Source organism: Geodermatophilus bullaregiensis, from assembly GCF_016907675.1.
Taxonomy (GTDB): Bacteria; Actinomycetota; Actinomycetes; order Mycobacteriales; family Geodermatophilaceae; genus Geodermatophilus; species Geodermatophilus bullaregiensis.
In genome coordinates this window covers 1,349,760-1,364,232 of record NZ_JAFBCJ010000001.1, presented here as the reverse complement: position 1 = coordinate 1,364,232, position 14,473 = coordinate 1,349,760, and the positions used below count along the sequence as shown (strand labels likewise).

Below are 14,473 nucleotides of genomic sequence, written 5' to 3'. Positions count from 1 at the left end.
CCCCGCCTTCCTGGTGGCGGCCCGGGGGCGGACGGTTGGTCGTTCGTCGTGTTACGGCGGTCATGGCGAGAGGGAAACGCCCGGTCCCTTTCCGAACCCGGAAGCTAAGCCTCTCAGCGCCGATGGTACTGCCCTGGAGACGGGGTGGGAGAGTAGGACACCGCCGGACAACCATTCCCTGAAGGGCCTCAGCCACCACGGCCGGGGCCCTTCAGGCATTCCCGCCACGATGCACTCGCCGCCGACACCCGCCCGGGGCCCGGCAGCGCGACGAGGGCGACCAGGACGCGTCCGGGGCCGGTGTCCCGGACCCACCGCTCGCAGCGGCCACTGCCCTAGCGGCGGCGGAGCTCCTTGGTGGTGGCGCCGACGTTGTCCGCCAGCCATGCGTTGAGGGCCACCACGTCCCGCCAGGCCGAGCGCACGTGGTCGAGCGCCTCCCGTCGGTGCAGCCAGTCGGCGAAGGGGAACAGCCGGCCCGCGTGCAGGGAGCGGTGACGCAGCAGGTCGGCTCGGGCGTCGTCGACCTGGTAGCCCTTGGGGACGCGGGTGAGGCGGTCCCCGTCGATCTCCCAGTCCCCACCCGCGAGCCGGTCCACCTCCGCCCGCAGCCGCGGACCCTGGACGTCGTCGGCCACCGCGCGCCGGTAGCGGTCCACCTGGTCGGACTCCAGACGCCAGGCGCCGCCGGCCACGCGCAGCCCCTCGGCGGAGATCTGCACGTACCAGGCGCCCGCGCCGCGGCCCTCCGGGTTCACCACGGCGCCCTGGTGGGTCTTGTACGGCGTCTTGTCGTTGCTGAAGCGCACGTCCCGGTACGGACGGAACAGCTTCGCCGTCCCGAACTCCGGGGCCAGCTCGTCGACCAGGGCCTGCACCGGCGCGCGCACGCAGGCGTCGTAGACCGCGCGGTGCCGGGTCCAGTAGGTCTTCGAGTTGTCCGCCTCCAGACCCTCGTAGAACATCAGACCCTCGTCGGGGAAGCCCTCGAACGTCATGCGTCCCCTCCCAGGAGCGCGTGCCACCGCACCTCGCGCAGGGGTGTCCCCGCCGCGTCCAGGGTGCGGGCCCAGCCGTCGCGCGCCCACCCGGCGGACTCGAGGAAGGCGGCGGTCACCGCGTCGCGTTCGGCGACCCACGCCTGCAGGCGCGCCGCCCCGGTCCCGGCCGCGAGGTCCGCCACCGCGGCCAGCAGCCGGCTGCCGTGCCCGCGCCGTCCCCACCGCGGCTCCACCAGCAGGACGGCCAGCTCCGTGCTCGGGCCCTCGGGGTGCGGCTCCTCGCCCGCGCCGAGCTCCGGCGGCCCGTAGGCGGCGAAGCCGACCACCTGCGCCCCGTCGAGGGCCACGAGGACGCCGTGCGCGGGCGTCGGGGGAGCGGTCACCGCGGCCGTCCACGCCGCCGCCGCGGCCGCGGCGTCCCACTCGTCGAGCACCGCGTCGGGCAGCACGCCGCGGAAGGCGGCCTGCCAGGTCGTGCCCTGCACCCGCGCGACGTCGGCGGCGTCGGCGGGCACCGCCGGGCGCACCGACACGTCCGCGGTGCCGGTCAGGCGCGGGAAGGAGGGCCGGGGGTCCACGCGGGCAGCCTAGGTGGGCGCGCACCGGCGGCGGACCGTCACCGGGGCACGGCAGGATCGGCCCGTGGCCGCCCCCGCCGTCGACCGGCTCCCCGCAGCGCTGGCCCGACGGATCGCCCTGGCCGCCCAGGGTCTCGCCGACCCGCGGCCGGCAGGCGTCGTCGACAGCCGGCAGCTGCGCCGGCTGACCGACCGGCTGGCCGTCGTCCAGATCGACTCGGTCAACGTGCTCTCGCGCTCGCACTACCTGCCGGCGTTCAGCCGGCTCGGCGCCTACCGGCGGCCGGTGCTCGACGCCTTCACCGCCCGCCGGTCGGAGGTGTTCGAGTACTGGGCGCACGAGGCCTCCTACCTGCCGGTGCGGCTGCACCCGCACCTGCGCTGGCGGATGGCCGCGGCCGAGGACCACGCCTGGGGCTCGATGGTCCGCATCCAGCGCGAGCGGCCCGGCTACGTCGCCGAGGTCCTCGACCGCGTCCGCGAGGCCGGGCCCACGAGGGCCAGCGACCTCGCCGAGCCGCGGCCCGACCGGCCCGGGACCATGTGGAACTGGCACGCCGGGAAGGTGGCGCTCGAGTGGCTCTTCTACACCGGCGTGCTCACCGCGCGGGCGCGGACGACGTCCTTCGAGCGGGTCTACGACCTCACCGAGCGGGTGCTGCCGGCCGCCGTCCTGCAGACGCCGACCCCCGAGCCGGCCGACGCCGTGCGCGAGCTGGTGCGCACCGCCGCCCGGGCGCTGGGCGTGGCCACCGAGCGCGACCTGCGCGACTACTTCCGCCTCCGGCCCGGACCGGCCCGCGCGGCCGTCGCCGAGCTCGCCGACGCCGGTGAGCTGCTGCCGGTCGAGGTCGCCGGCTGGGGGACGCCCGCCTGGCTCGACCCGGCCGCGCGCCGACCGCGGTGGGTGCGCGCCCGCGCCCTGCTCTCACCGTTCGACAGCCTGGTGTGGGAGCGGCCGCGGGTCGAGCGGCTCTTCGGCTTCCGCTACCGGCTGGAGATCTACACGCCGGCCGCGCAGCGGGTGCACGGCTACTACGTGCTGCCGTTCCTGCTCGGCGACCGACTGGTGGCCCGGGTCGACCTCAAGGCCGACCGGCAGTCCGGCGTGCTGCGCGCCCAGGCCACGCACGCCGAGCACGGCGTCGACCGGGCCGAGGTGGCCGACGCGCTCGCCGCCGAGCTGCGGCTCATGGCCGGGTGGCTGGAGCTCGACGACGTCACCGTCGCCGACCGGGGTGACCTCGCGGCCGACCTCACCAACGCACTGGCCTCCTCGCCGGCCGACGTCGCCTAGGCTCGGCGGCCGTGGGCAGCACCAGCGGACCGGTCGACACGCAGTACGAGGACCTCCTCCGGCGCATCCTCGAGCAGGGGAGGCCGAAGTCCGACCGGACCGGCACCGGCACCGTCAGCCTGTTCGGTGAGCGGCTGCGCTACGACCTCTCCGAGCGGTTCCCGCTGGTCACCACCAAGAAGGTGCACTTCCGGTCGGTCGCCGTCGAGCTGCTGTGGTTCCTGCGCGGCGACGGCAACACGCGCTGGCTCCGCGACAACGGCGTCACCATCTGGGACGAGTGGGCCGACCAGAACGGCGACCTCGGGCCCGTCTACGGCGTCCAGTGGCGGTCGTGGCCCACCCCGGACGGCGGCACGGTCGACCAGATCGCCGGCGTCCTGGACACGCTGCGCGCCGACCCCGACTCGCGCCGCATGGTCGTCTCGGCCTGGAACGTCGCGGCGCTGCCGGACATGGCGCTGGCCCCGTGCCACGCGCTGTTCCAGTTCGCCGTCCACGACGGGCGGCTGTCCTGCCAGCTGTACCAGCGCAGCGCCGACATGTTCCTCGGTGTGCCGTTCAACATCGCCAGCTACGCCCTGCTCACCCGCATGGTCGCCGACCAGGCCGGCCTGCTGCCGGGGGAGTTCATCTGGGTGGGCGGCGACTGCCACGTCTACAGCAACCACGTCGAGCAGGTGCGCGAGCAGCTCTCCCGCCCGGTGCGGCCCTTCCCGCACCTCGACCTGGCGCCGTCGGCCTCGCTGTTCGACTACTCCTTCGAGCACTTCGCCCTGCGCGGGTACGACCCGCACCCGGCGATCCGCGCCGCCGTCGCGGTGTGACGGTCGCCTGCATCTGGGCGCAGGCCCACGACCGGGTCATCGGCGCCGGCGGCCGGCTGCCCTGGCACCTGCCCGAGGACCTGCGGCTGTTCCGGCGGCTGACCACCGGCGGCACCGTGGTCATGGGCCGGCGCACCTGGGAGTCGCTGCCGGAGCGCAACCGCCCGCTGCCCGGCCGGGTCAACGTCGTCCTCACCACCGACCCCTCCTGGTCGGCCGACGGCGCGCGGCGCGCCGGCTCGGCCGGCGAGGTGCTCGCGTCCCACCCCGACTGCTGGGTGATCGGCGGGGCGGCGGTGTACGCGGCGTTCCTGCCGCACGCCGGCCGGCTCGTCGTCACCGACGTCGACCTGGCCGTCGACGGCGACACCCGCGCCCCCGTCCTGGACGCCGGCTGGCGGCGGATCTCCCGCACACCCGAGGACGGGTGGGCGACGTCGACGACCGGGCTGGCCTACGCCGTCTCGGAGTACCTGCGCGCCTCCGCCGCCGGGCCGGTCGGCACCGGCGCCGGTCGGTAGATTCAGCCGCATGACCACCGACCCTGCCCGGCCGTTCGGGCGCGTCCTCACGGCGATGGTCACCCCGTTCGCCGAGGACGGCTCGATCGACCTCGCCGGGGCCCAGGAGCTGGCCGCGCACCTGGTCGACCGGCAGGCCCACGACGGACTGGTCGTCCACGGCACGACGGGGGAGTCGCCGACCACCAGCGACGCCGAGCAGCGGGCCGTCCTCGAGGCGGTCCTCGACGCGGTCGGCGACCGCGCCACCGTGGTCGCCGGGGTCGGCACGAACGACACGGCGCACTCGATCGACCGGGCGCGGGAGGCCGAGCGGCTGGGCGTGCACGGCCTGCTCGTCGTCACCCCCTACTACAACAAGCCCCCGCAGGCCGGTCTGCTGCGGCACTTCACCGCGGTCGCCGACGCCACCGGTCTGCCGGTGATGCTCTACGACATCCCGCCCCGGTCGGTCGTGCCGATCGAGGTCGAGACGCTGGTGCGGGCCGCCGAGCACCCGCGGATCGTCGCGGTGAAGGACGCCAAGGCCGACCTCGGCGCCGTCGCCTGGACCCTGGCCCGCACCGACCTCGCCTACTACTCCGGCGAGGACATGCTCAACCTGCCGCTGCTGGCGATCGGCGCCGTCGGCGTGGTGAGCGTGGTGGGCCACCTGGTGGGGCAGCGGCTGGCGGAGCTGATCGCCGCCGTGGAGGCCGGCGACCTCGAGCGGGCGCGCAGCGTCAACCAGGCACTCCTGCCGGTCTACACCGGCGTCTTCCGGACCCAGGGCGTCATCATGGTGAAGGCCGCGCTGCGCGAGCTGGGGCTGCCCGCCGGCCCCGTGCGCCCGCCGCTGGTCGACGCCACGCCCGAGCAGATCGCGCAGCTGCGCACCGACCTCGCCGACGGAGGCATCGCCCTGTGAGCACCGCTCCATGACCGTCAGTTCCGCTGGACAGGCCAGCCAGCCGCACCTGGACCTGAAGCACCCGCCGCCGCTGCCGACCGGCGGCCTGCGGGTCATCGCCCTCGGCGGGCTGGGCGAGATCGGCCGCAACATGGCCGTCCTCGAGTTCGACGGCACGCTGCTGGTCATCGACTGCGGCGTGCTGTTCCCCGAGGCCGAGCAGCCCGGCGTCGACCTGATCCTCCCGGACTTCGGCGTCATCGAGCACCGCCTCGACGACGTCGCCGCCGTCGTCCTCACCCACGGGCACGAGGACCACATCGGCGCGATCCCCTACCTGCTGCGGCTGCGCGGCGACATCCCGCTGGTCGGCTCCCGGTTCACCCTCGCGCTGGTCAAGGCCAAGCTGCGCGAGCACCGGCTGGACCCGGTGCTGGTCGAGGTGGCCGCCGGCGACGACCACGTGGCCGGGCCGTTCCACTGCGAGTTCATCTCGGTCAACCACTCGATCCCCGACGCGCTGGCCGTCGCCGTGCACACCCCCGCCGGGGTCCTGGTGCACACCGGTGACTTCAAGATGGACCAGCTCCCGCTCGACGGCGTCCTCACCGACCTCGGCGCGTTCGCCCGGCTCGGCATCGAGGGCATCGACCTGCTGCTCGCCGACTCCACCAACGCGGAGATCCCCGGCTTCGTCGTCCCGGAGCGGGCGATCGGCCCGGTGCTCGAGGACGTGTTCCGCCGCGCCACGCAGCGGCTCATCGTCTCCAGCTTCGCCAGCCACGTGCACCGCATCCAGCAGGTGCTCGACGCCGCCGACGTCCACGGCCGCAAGGTCGCCCTCGTCGGGCGCTCGATGGTGCGCAACATGGGGGTGGCCCGCGACCTCGGCCTGCTGCGCGTCGCGCCCGGCCTCATGGTCGGCCTCGACGAGGCGACGTCGATGCCGCCGGAGCAGGTGGTGCTGGTGAGCACCGGGTCGCAGGGCGAGCCGCTGTCGGCGCTGGGCCGCATGGCGCGCGGCGAGCACCACCAGGTGACCATCGAGGCCGGCGACACGATCGTGCTGGCCTCCTCGCTGGTGCCGGGCAACGAGACCGCCGTCTACAAGGTCATCAACGGCCTGGCGCGGCTGGGTGCGACGGTCGTGCACAAGGAGACGGCGATGGTGCACGTCTCCGGGCACGCGCCGGCCGGGGAGCTGCGCACGCTGCTCAACGTGGCCAAGCCGCGCTACCTCATGCCGGTGCACGGCGAGTGGCGGCACCTGCGGGCGCACGCGGCGCTGGCCGAGCAGACCGGCATGGCCGCCGACCGGGTGCTGCTGGCCGAGGACGGCGTCGTGGTGGACCTCGTGGACGGCAAGGCCTCGATCTCCGGGTCGGTGCCGGTGGGCAACGTCTACGTCGACGGGCTCAACGTCGGCGACGTCGGCGAGGAGTCGCTGCAGGAGCGGCGGATCCTCGGCGACGAGGGCTTCGTGGCGCTCACCGTCGTCGTCGAGCCGTCCACCGGCACGATCGTGCGGCCGGTGCACCTGTCCACCCGCGGCTTCTCCGACGACCCCACGGCCTTCGACGAGGTGCTGCGGCTGGTCGAGGACAACCTCAAGCGGGAGCTCTCCGACGGGCAGAGCGACGCCCACCGGCTCTCCCAGGTGATCCGCCGGACCGTCGGCAAGTGGGTCTCGGACACCCACCGCCGTCGTCCCATGATCATCCCCACCGTCCTCGAGGTCTGAGGACGGACCGCCCTGCCCCCCACTTGCGGGGAGGCCGCGGGTGTCACGGAGTGCTGCGCGCGGCGGTGACGACGAGGTTGTCGACGTAGCTGCGGGCGCCGCGGTCGAAGGCGCCGGTGCAGGTCACCAGCCGGAGCACGTCGTCGGCGGTGGCCCCGAAGACGGCTGCGGTGGGGAACTCGTCCTTCGGGAACTGCTCGGTACCGACGACCTCGTAACGCGCCACCGACCCGTCGGCGACGGTCACCTCGACGACGTCCCCGGGACCGAGGTCGCGCAGGTCGTGGAAGACGGCGGGACCGGCGGTGGAGTCGACGTGCCCGAGCAGGACGGTGGGCCCGCGCGCCCCGGGCCGGCCGCCGCCGGTGAACCAGCCGACCCGGTCGAAGTCGGCGGGCACCTCGGCGGTGCCGTCGGCGCCGACGCCCAGCTCGAGGAGCTCGTCCCTCACCCCGATCGCGGGCACCGAGACCGCGACCGGCTCGGGCACGGTGGCCGGGTCGACGACGGCCGGCCCGCCCGGCGCAGGCACCGCCGACGGCGGCACCGGGCCGGACGGGTCCGCCGTCGCGGTGGGCGGAGGGGGAGCCCCGGACCCGGCTGTGCCCGAGGCGGCGCAGCCGGCGAGCAGCACCGCCGTCACCGCCAGCGTCACCGCGAGGCCGGGGCGCACCCTCAGGCGCCGGTCGTGGTCCGACGGCGCAGCGCCACCGCGCCGGCGGCGACCAGCGCAGCGAGGCCGGCCGCCGGGAGCAGGGCCGCCCCGTCCGCGGTGTCCTCCGCCGTGCCGCCGGCGCCGGTCTCCACGCCCCCGGCCGGGACCGGGGTCAGCTGACCGCGCACGGCGCCGGCCGGTGAGGCGGCGGTGTGGGTGTCGGTGGAGAAGGACGACGGGTCGGCCTCGAGCTGCGCGAGGCTGAAGCCGGCGCCGGTGTCGGCCCCGTCGGTCACGACGCCGGTGGTGAACGGCCCCTGCAGGCAGCCGCTGCTCACCAGCCGGCCCGAGCCGTCGTCCTCGGGGTTCGGGAAGGCGAGCCGCGGCGGCCCGGCCTGGCCGGCGGCCGCCTGGTGGACGTGGGTGGCCGTCTTCGCCGGGCTCTGGAAGGGCGGCGTGACCCCGGAGAGGGTGATGTCGTAGCAGATGATCTCCAGGTCGGAGTTGATCCGGTACGTGAAGGTCCCCGACGCACCCGGCGTGCCCGGGGTGGGGACGCCGTCGCTGTTGATGACCGCATCGGGCGTCGCCATCGCCGTGAAGGCGCTGGTGAAGGTGGCCGGCTCGGCCACCTCCGTCTCGGCGGAGGCACCGCCGGAGCCGACCAGGACCGCGGCTCCGGCGAACCCGGTGACGACAGCGGTGCGGGCCAGGGACGAGTGGAGTCGGGACACGGGGCGCTCCTCGGTGCGGGGACGGTGGTCACCAGGGGGTACGGGGCCGGGCCGTCCGGCGTTCAGGCCCGGCAGCGCCCCGGCCGCTCCCGAGAATTCGTGTCCGGGTGGTGAACGGGACGCGGCTCGCCGCCGTATCCCCCTCTGTGCGGCGTCCGGCAGGCGGACGTCGCGGACCCCGAGGGGAGCTGCCGTGCGATCCACGACCCGGCGTGCCGGCACCGCCGGCGGCCCCTCGACCGTCGCACTGCTCCTGCTCGCCGTGCTCCGGGACGGCGCCGGCGTCGACGGCCCGACGGTGCCGGGCGAGGCCTGACCACCGACCCGCACGGGGGCGCCGACCACGGGGCGGCGCCCCCGCTGCGCGTCCGGGGCCGGTCAGAACTCCGAGCGGGCCACCACGTCGCCGTCGGCGTCGACCACCTCGAAGGCGACCGCGTCGGCCCGCAGCACCGAGGAGTTGAGGTTGCAGCGCATCGGCTGGGGGCCCACCCCGAGGAACTCCCCGGCCGGCACCTCACGCCCGTCGTCGGCGGTGACCGCCACCCGGTACACCTCCCCGGCGTCGAAGCCGGTGCCGGTGAGCCGCACCTCGACGCCCCAGGTGTGCGGCACCAGGTCGGCGCGGGCCTCGACGTCGGACGCCACGGCCTGCACGGACACCGGCTCCAGCGGCACGGGGTCGGGCACCGGGCGCGCGACCCAGCCGACCACGGCGCCGGCCGCGGCGACCCCGGTCACGGCGGCACCCAGGGCGACCCGGCGGCGCACCGTCGTCCTGCGGCGCAGTGGCACGACCCGGCGCTCCTCCTCGGCGATGCGGGCGAGCACCGCCTCGCCCAGGCCCGGTGGGGGAGTGGGCGTCTCGTCGAGGGCGTCGGGGTCGACGGCGGACAGCCGCCGTCCGAGCGGCACCAGCTCGGCCAGCTCGGCCCGGCAGGCGGCGCACCCGTCGAGGTGGGCGCGGACCCGGTCGCGCTCGGGCGGGTCGAGGTGGCCCAGCGCGAAGGCGCCCAGCAGCTCCCGGAGCTCCCGGTGCTCGTCCCTCACGGCTCGACCCCCATCTCGTCGAGGGCCAGGCGCAGCGCCTTGAGCCCGTAGAACACCCGGCTGCGCAGCGTCCCGACGGGGACGCCGAGCTCGGCCGCCACCTCCGCGTACGGCCGGCCGCGCAGGTGCGTCTGCACGATCACCGTGCGGTGCTCCTCGCTGATCCGGCGCAGCGCCTCCTCGACCACCCAGGCGTCCACCAGTCCCTCGTCGGCGGCGGCCGCCGCGGGCGCCTCGAGGTCGGCGCCGTCGGTGAGCTGCTGCTGCCACGGCCGGACGGCGAAGCGGCGGGCCTCGTCGACGACCACGTTGCGGGCGATGGCGAACAGCCACGTGCGCAGGCTGGCCAGCTGGGGATCGTAGGAACCCGACGCCCGCCAGGCCCGCAGGAACACCTCCTGGACGACGTCCTGCGCCGCGCCGCCGTCCCCGAGCTGGCGCAGGGCGAAGCGGTACAGCTCCGCACCGTGCGCGGCGTAGGCGGCCCGCACGTCCAGCGGTGCCGCCGGCACCGGTGTGTGCCGTCCCATCCACACCCTCCCGGGCCTCGGGTCACCCTGTCACGGGGACGTACGCACGCGAGACCCCGGCCGTTCAGCGACTCAGCGCACGACCTCGATCGGCACGATGCCCTCCTCCGCGGGCAGGCCGAAGCCCCACACCTGCGCGTAGAACGACAGCTCGCCGTCCAGGGCGGCGCGGATGTTCTCCGCCCTGCGGAAGCCGTGCTGCTCGCCGGGGAACAGCAGGTAGGCGTGCGGCACGTGCTCGTCCCGCAGGGCCGCCACCAGCACCTCGGCCTGCTCCGGCGGGACGACGCGGTCCTCGTCGCCCTGGAAGACCGCCAGCGGGGTGTCCAGCGCGTCGACGTGCGTGATCGGCGAGCGCTCGGCGTAGACGTCCGCGCCCTCGGGCCAGGGCGCCACCAGCCCGTCGAGGTAGCGGGACTCGAACTTGTGGGTGTCACGCGCCAGGGCGGCGAGGTCGGCGACTCCGAAGTGGCTGGCGCCCGCGGTGAAGACCCCCGGCCGCCGGGTGAGCGCGGCCAGCGTGGTGAACCCGCCGGCCGAGCCGCCGCGGATCGCCATCCGCGCGGGGTCCACCCGCCCGGTGCCGGCCAGGTGCCGCGCGCAGGCGACGACGTCGTCGAGGTCGACCACGCCCCACCTGCCCTGCAGCGCGTCGCGGTAGCGGCGGCCGTAACCGGTGGAGCCCCGGTGGTTGACGTGCGCGACGCAGAAGCCGCGGGAGGTGAAGTACTGGATCTCGAGGTCCAGCGTCCGCGGATGGGCCGACGTCGGGCCGCCGTGGACCATCACGACCAGGGGCGGCAGGTCGCCCTCGGGCGCGCCCACCTCCGGCGCGGTGGGCGGGTAGACCGCCGCATGGGCGAACGGGATGCCGGTGCCGAGGTCCTCGGTCGGGAAGGTGACCGGCTCCGGGACCGAGATCCACGCGGGGTCCAGGCCCGGGTCGCGGGCCGGGCGCAGCACCTCGGTGGCGCCGTCGCCGACATCGACCCGCACGACGACCGGCTCGGTCGTGGGACCCGCGGCCGCGCAGACGACGGCGCCGTCCTGGGCCCGCACCTGGGTGAGCGCTGGGTACGGGAGATCGACCTCGTGCACGTCGCCGCCCGGGGACAGGACGGCGAGGCGGTCGGCGCCGTCCCGCGGGAGTGCGAGCGCCACCCGGCCGTCCCCGAGCGGGGTGGACCGGCTGGCGGCGAAGCGCCACTGCGGCTGGGCGAGGTCGGCGCCGGTGTCCAGCACGAGCTCGGCGGTGCCGCCGGGCCGGCGGCGCCAGAGCGCCCACACGTCGGTGCGGTCGCAGGAGAAGAGGAGCGAGCCGTCGGCGTCCCAGGTCGGCTGCACCACGGACTCACCCGGTCCCCCCGCCACCACGGTCTCGGTGCCGTCGGCGGCGCGGACCACCAGCTGCGCGGCGTCCCAGGGCATCGCCGGGTGGTCCCACTGCAGCCACGCCAGCTGCCCCTCCGGGCCGGGACGCGGGTCGGACACGAAGTCCGGCCCGGTCACCAGCACCTCGACGGTCCCGTCGGGGGCGATCCGCACCACCTCGTTGCGCACGTCGGCCGCGGCCCCGCTCGCGGTGTGCGTCTCCCGGACGGCGAGCAGGGAGACCCCGTCGGCGTCGAGGTGCAGGTCGGCGTACCGGACCCCGGCGGGCAGCTCCGGCTCCGGGGTGAGCGCGACCGGCGCGGCGTCGCCGGGGCCGAGCCGGTACAGCCGCTGGTCGGGGAGGTGCGCGAACCACAGGACGCCGCCGGCCACCGTCCACGCCCCGCCGCCGTACTCGTGCACCCGCGTCCGGGCGTCCCACGGAGCGGGGAGGACGTCGGTGACCGTGCCGTCGGCCGACCGGCGCACCAGCGCGGTGCGCCCGCCCTCGGCCGGGCGTGACTCCGCCCACCAGACGTCGGGGCCGTCGACGGCGACCTCGCCGAGCCGCGCGGCGGCGCGCACGACGAGCGCGGAGGTCACCGGGGTGGGCCAGCTGCCGTACGGGAGGGGTGCTGCGGTGGGCATGCGCCCGACCGTAGGGCCGGGACACGACGCTGCGCCTGCCTGGGAGACGGCTGGGTGGCGGCTACCGTCGGCGCATGCCTGCCCGCACCACGCCCTCGCGCCGGCCGGCCGGCTCGGCCCCGAAGGGCCGGTCCGGGTCGACGGCCTCGGGGAAGCGGCCGGCCCCGCGCACCCCTGCCCGCAACGGCAACCGCAAGCCCCCGGCCCGCCGGCCCGCCCCGAAGCAGGGGCCGGGCGCGGCCGCCGGCGTCTGGCGGGCCACCGCCGGCGCCTGGTCGCTGCTCGCCCGCGGCGCCGGCGGGCTGGCCCGCTCGGTCGCCCGCCCGGAGGAGGCCGAGCCACTGGCCCCCGAGCACCGCCGCGACGGTGCGGGCCTGGCCGTCCTCGGTCTCGCCGTCGTCCTCGGTGCCGCCGCGTGGTTCGACGGGATCGGCCCGGTCGGTGCCGGCCTGGCCGACGCCGTCCGCTGGGTGGTCGGCTCGCTGCTCGTCGTCCTGCCCGTCGTGCTCCTCCTCGCCGCGCTGCGGCTGCTGCGCCGCGGCCCCCGACCGGAGGCCCGCGGCCGGCTGGCGATCGGCTGGCTGTGCGCCGTGCTCGCCGTGCTCGGCATCGCCTCGGTGGTCGGCACCCAGGGCGACCCGCTGGCCGGCCGGCCCGGCACCGGCGGCCTCGTCGGCTGGGCGGTGGGGACGCCGCTGACCGCCGGCCTCGGCGCCGTCGTGGCCGTCGTGTTGCTGTCCCTGCTCGCGGTCTTCGCCGTCCTCGTGCTCACCGCGACGCCGCTGCACCAGGTGCCCGAGCGGCTGCGCGCCTTCGCCGACCGGGCCACCGGCCGCTCGGACGGGGAGTGGGACGAGGACGGCTACGAGCAGGACGGGTACGAGGAGGAGCCGGAGGAGGCGCCGCGCCCGCGCCGCTCGAAGCAGGCCGCGCTCGCCGAGGCGCTGGCCGAGGACCCCTCGCCCGACCTCACCAGCACCGGCCCGATCGACCACGTCCCGGCCGCCGAGGTGCAGGAGGCCGTGCGGCACGAGCCGGCCCCCGCGCCCGCGCCGCGCCGCCCGGTGGAGGACCGCACCGCCCCGCCGGAGGACCTGCCGCCGATCGAGGAGCCGCAGCAGCTGGTCATCCAGCCGGTCGAGGGCGACTACGTGCTGCCCTCGATCAGCACCCTGCGGCCCGGCACCCCGCCGCGGGCGCGCTCGCAGGCCAACGACGTCGCCATCGAGGCGATCACCGGCGTGCTCGAGCAGTTCAACGTCGACGCCGCGGTCACCGGCTTCACCCGCGGCCCGACGGTCACCCGCTACGAGGTCGAGCTCGGCCCCGCGGTGAAGGTCGAGAAGATCACCGCGCTGACGCGCAACCTCGCCTACGCCGTCGCCAACGACAACATCCGCATCCTGGCGCCGATCCCCGGCAAGTCGGCGGTGGGCATCGAGGTGCCCAACACCGACCGCGAGACGGTCAGCCTCGGCGACGTCATGCGCTCGTCGGCGGCCAAGCAGGACCCGCACCCGATGCTTGTCGGCCTGGGCAAGGACATCGAGGGCGGCTTCGTCTGCGCCAACCTGGCGAAGATGCCGCACCTGCTGGTGGCCGGTGCCACCGGCGCCGGCAAGTCCAGCTGCATCAACTCGCTGCTGACCTCGCTGCTGCTGCGGGCCACGCCCGACCAGCTGCGGATGATCCTGGTCGACCCGAAGATGGTCGAGCTCACGCCCTACGACGGCATCCCGCACCTGATCACGCCGATCATCACCGACCCCAAGAAGGCCGCCACCGCGCTGGCCTGGCTGGTCGAGGAGATGGAGCAGCGGTACCAGGACATGCGGGCCACCGGGGTCCGGCACATCGACGACTTCAACCGCAAGGTGGAGCGCGGCGAGATCACCGCGCCGCCCGGCAGCGAGCGGGTGTACCGGCCCTACCCCTACATCCTGGCGATCGTCGACGAGCTCGCCGACCTGATGATGGTGGCCCCGCGCGACGTCGAGGAGTCGATCGTGCGGATCACCCAGAAGGCGCGCGCCGCCGGCATCCACCTGGTGCTGGCCACCCAGCGGCCCTCCGTCGACGTCGTCACCGGCCTGATCAAGGCCAACGTGCCCTCGCGGCTGGCCTTCTCCACCTCCAGCCTCACCGACAGCCGGGTCATCCTCGACCAGCCCGGCGCGGAGAAGCTGATCGGCATGGGCGACGCCCTGTTCCTGCCGATCGGCGCCGGCAAGCCGATCCGCGTGCAGGGCGCCTACGTCTCCGACGCCGAGATCGAGGCGGTCGTCGAGTTCACCAAGCGGCAGGCCGAGCCGGAGTACCGCGAGGAGGTCTTCAGCGCCGCCGCGGCGGAGAAGAAGGAGATCGACGAGGACATCGGCGGGGACCTCGAGCTCCTGGTCCAGGCCGTCGAGCTCGTCGTCACCAGCCAGTTCGGGTCGACGTCGATGCTGCAGCGCAAGCTGCGGGTCGGCTTCGCCAAGGCCGGCCGCCTCATGGACCTCATGGAGACGCGCGGCGTGGTGGGCCCGTCGGAGGGCTCCAAGGCCCGCGACGTGCTGGTCAAGCCCGACGAGCTCGAGTCGGTGCTGTTCACGCTGCGTGGCGGCACGCTGCCCGCCGGCGAGTAGGAGG

The 14,473-nt window shown here is 75.6% G+C and carries 14 protein-coding genes and 1 rRNA gene; 8 read left to right on the top strand and 7 right to left on the bottom strand.

The genetic code is table 11. The features are described 5' to 3' along the window. Nucleotides 1-52: 52 nt before the first annotated feature. Nucleotides 53-169 (top strand): 5S ribosomal RNA (rrf, locus tag JOD57_RS06310). A 166-nt stretch (nt 170-335) separates the two neighbouring features. Here the strand turns inward: rrf and JOD57_RS06305 are convergent. Then, a complete protein-coding gene (locus JOD57_RS06305; protein ID WP_204691110.1) occupies nt 336-998 on the bottom strand; it encodes a DUF2461 domain-containing protein in 663 nt (220 codons plus the stop codon). Then, entirely contained in the window at nt 995-1,579 is a 585-nt protein-coding gene (locus JOD57_RS06300; RefSeq protein WP_204691109.1) for a GNAT family N-acetyltransferase, read from the bottom strand. The genes JOD57_RS06305 and JOD57_RS06300 overlap by 4 nt, the downstream gene beginning before the upstream one ends. Nucleotides 1,580-1,643: 64 nt before the next feature. Between JOD57_RS06300 and JOD57_RS06295 the strand changes: the two genes are divergently transcribed. The 5 genes from JOD57_RS06295 to JOD57_RS06275 are packed head-to-tail and all read left to right on the top strand — an operon-like array spanning nt 1,644 to nt 6,854. Then, entirely contained in the window at nt 1,644-2,876 is a 1,233-nt protein-coding gene (locus tag JOD57_RS06295) for a winged helix-turn-helix domain-containing protein (protein WP_204691108.1), read from the top strand. A gap of 11 nt (nt 2,877-2,887) precedes the next feature. Next, complete coding sequence (locus tag JOD57_RS06290; protein ID WP_204691107.1) at nt 2,888-3,703, top strand: thymidylate synthase; 816 nt, start codon at nt 2,888-2,890, stop codon at nt 3,701-3,703. Beyond that, on the top strand, nt 3,700-4,224 hold the full coding sequence (locus JOD57_RS06285) for a dihydrofolate reductase (RefSeq protein ID WP_204691106.1): 525 nt from the start codon (nt 3,700-3,702) through the stop codon (nt 4,222-4,224). The genes JOD57_RS06290 and JOD57_RS06285 overlap by 4 nt, the downstream gene beginning before the upstream one ends. A 10-nt stretch (nt 4,225-4,234) precedes the next feature. Then, the gene (gene dapA, locus JOD57_RS06280) at nt 4,235-5,131 is read left to right on the top strand and encodes a 4-hydroxy-tetrahydrodipicolinate synthase (protein WP_204691105.1); all 897 of its coding nucleotides are present in this window, start codon (nt 4,235-4,237) and stop codon (nt 5,129-5,131) included. Nucleotides 5,132-5,141: 10 nt separating this feature from the next. After that, nucleotides 5,142-6,854 (top strand): ribonuclease J, encoded by a 1,713-nt coding sequence (locus tag JOD57_RS06275; protein WP_204691104.1) that lies wholly within the window; start codon nt 5,142-5,144, stop codon nt 6,852-6,854. A gap of 43 nt (nt 6,855-6,897) precedes the next feature. Here JOD57_RS06275 and JOD57_RS06270 read toward each other — a convergent pair whose 3' ends face one another. Next, complete coding sequence (locus tag JOD57_RS06270) at nt 6,898-7,527, bottom strand: class F sortase (RefSeq protein ID WP_204691103.1); 630 nt, start codon at nt 7,525-7,527, stop codon at nt 6,898-6,900. Nucleotides 7,528-7,529: 2 nt separating this feature from the next. Continuing rightward, nucleotides 7,530-8,243, bottom strand: coding sequence for a CHRD domain-containing protein (locus JOD57_RS06265; protein ID WP_204691102.1), 714 nt, complete (start codon nt 8,241-8,243; stop codon nt 7,530-7,532). A gap of 193 nt (nt 8,244-8,436) precedes the next feature. Here JOD57_RS06265 and JOD57_RS26155 point away from each other — a divergent pair, with 193 nt between their 5' ends. Beyond that, the gene (locus JOD57_RS26155) at nt 8,437-8,559 is read left to right on the top strand and encodes a hypothetical protein (RefSeq protein WP_275582060.1); all 123 of its coding nucleotides are present in this window, start codon (nt 8,437-8,439) and stop codon (nt 8,557-8,559) included. 62 nt (nt 8,560-8,621) lie between these two features. Here the strand turns inward: JOD57_RS26155 and JOD57_RS06260 are convergent, their stop codons facing one another. The 3 genes from JOD57_RS06260 to JOD57_RS06250 all read right to left on the bottom strand — a co-directional run bounded on the left by JOD57_RS06260 (nt 8,622) and on the right by JOD57_RS06250 (nt 11,842). Further along, complete coding sequence (locus tag JOD57_RS06260) at nt 8,622-9,293, bottom strand: anti-sigma factor family protein (protein WP_204691101.1); 672 nt, start codon at nt 9,291-9,293, stop codon at nt 8,622-8,624. Next, nucleotides 9,290-9,823: a sigma-70 family RNA polymerase sigma factor gene (locus JOD57_RS06255; RefSeq protein ID WP_204691100.1), complete on the bottom strand. Its 534-nt coding sequence runs from the start codon at nt 9,821-9,823 to the stop codon at nt 9,290-9,292. Before JOD57_RS06255 ends, JOD57_RS06260 begins: the two co-directional genes overlap by 4 nt. Before the next feature lie 72 nt (nt 9,824-9,895). Continuing rightward, nucleotides 9,896-11,842 carry an alpha/beta hydrolase family protein gene (locus JOD57_RS06250; protein WP_204691099.1) on the bottom strand — a complete coding sequence of 649 codons (1,947 nt, stop codon included), beginning with the start codon at nt 11,840-11,842 and terminating at the stop codon, nt 9,896-9,898. A gap of 74 nt (nt 11,843-11,916) precedes the next feature. Here JOD57_RS06250 and JOD57_RS06245 point away from each other — a divergent pair, with 74 nt between their 5' ends. Then, on the top strand, nt 11,917-14,469 hold the full coding sequence (locus JOD57_RS06245) for a DNA translocase FtsK (protein WP_204691098.1): 2,553 nt from the start codon (nt 11,917-11,919) through the stop codon (nt 14,467-14,469). The last annotated feature ends 4 nt before the right edge of the window (nt 14,470-14,473 follow it).

What these genes read in the sequence shown, in the direction of transcription:
- JOD57_RS06250 (WP_204691099.1), bottom strand. Translation starts at nt 11,842, where the DNA reads ATGCCCACCGCAGCACCCCTCCCGTACGGCAGCTGGCCCACCCCGGTG.
- JOD57_RS06305 (WP_204691110.1), bottom strand. Translation starts at nt 998, where the DNA reads ATGACGTTCGAGGGCTTCCCCGACGAGGGTCTGATGTTCTACGAGGGT.
- JOD57_RS06255 (WP_204691100.1), bottom strand. Translation starts at nt 9,823, where the DNA reads ATGGGACGGCACACACCGGTGCCGGCGGCACCGCTGGACGTGCGGGCC.
- dapA (WP_204691105.1), top strand. Translation starts at nt 4,235, where the DNA reads ATGACCACCGACCCTGCCCGGCCGTTCGGGCGCGTCCTCACGGCGATG.
- JOD57_RS06245 (WP_204691098.1), top strand. Translation starts at nt 11,917, where the DNA reads ATGCCTGCCCGCACCACGCCCTCGCGCCGGCCGGCCGGCTCGGCCCCG.
- JOD57_RS06275 (WP_204691104.1), top strand. Translation starts at nt 5,142, where the DNA reads ATGACCGTCAGTTCCGCTGGACAGGCCAGCCAGCCGCACCTGGACCTG.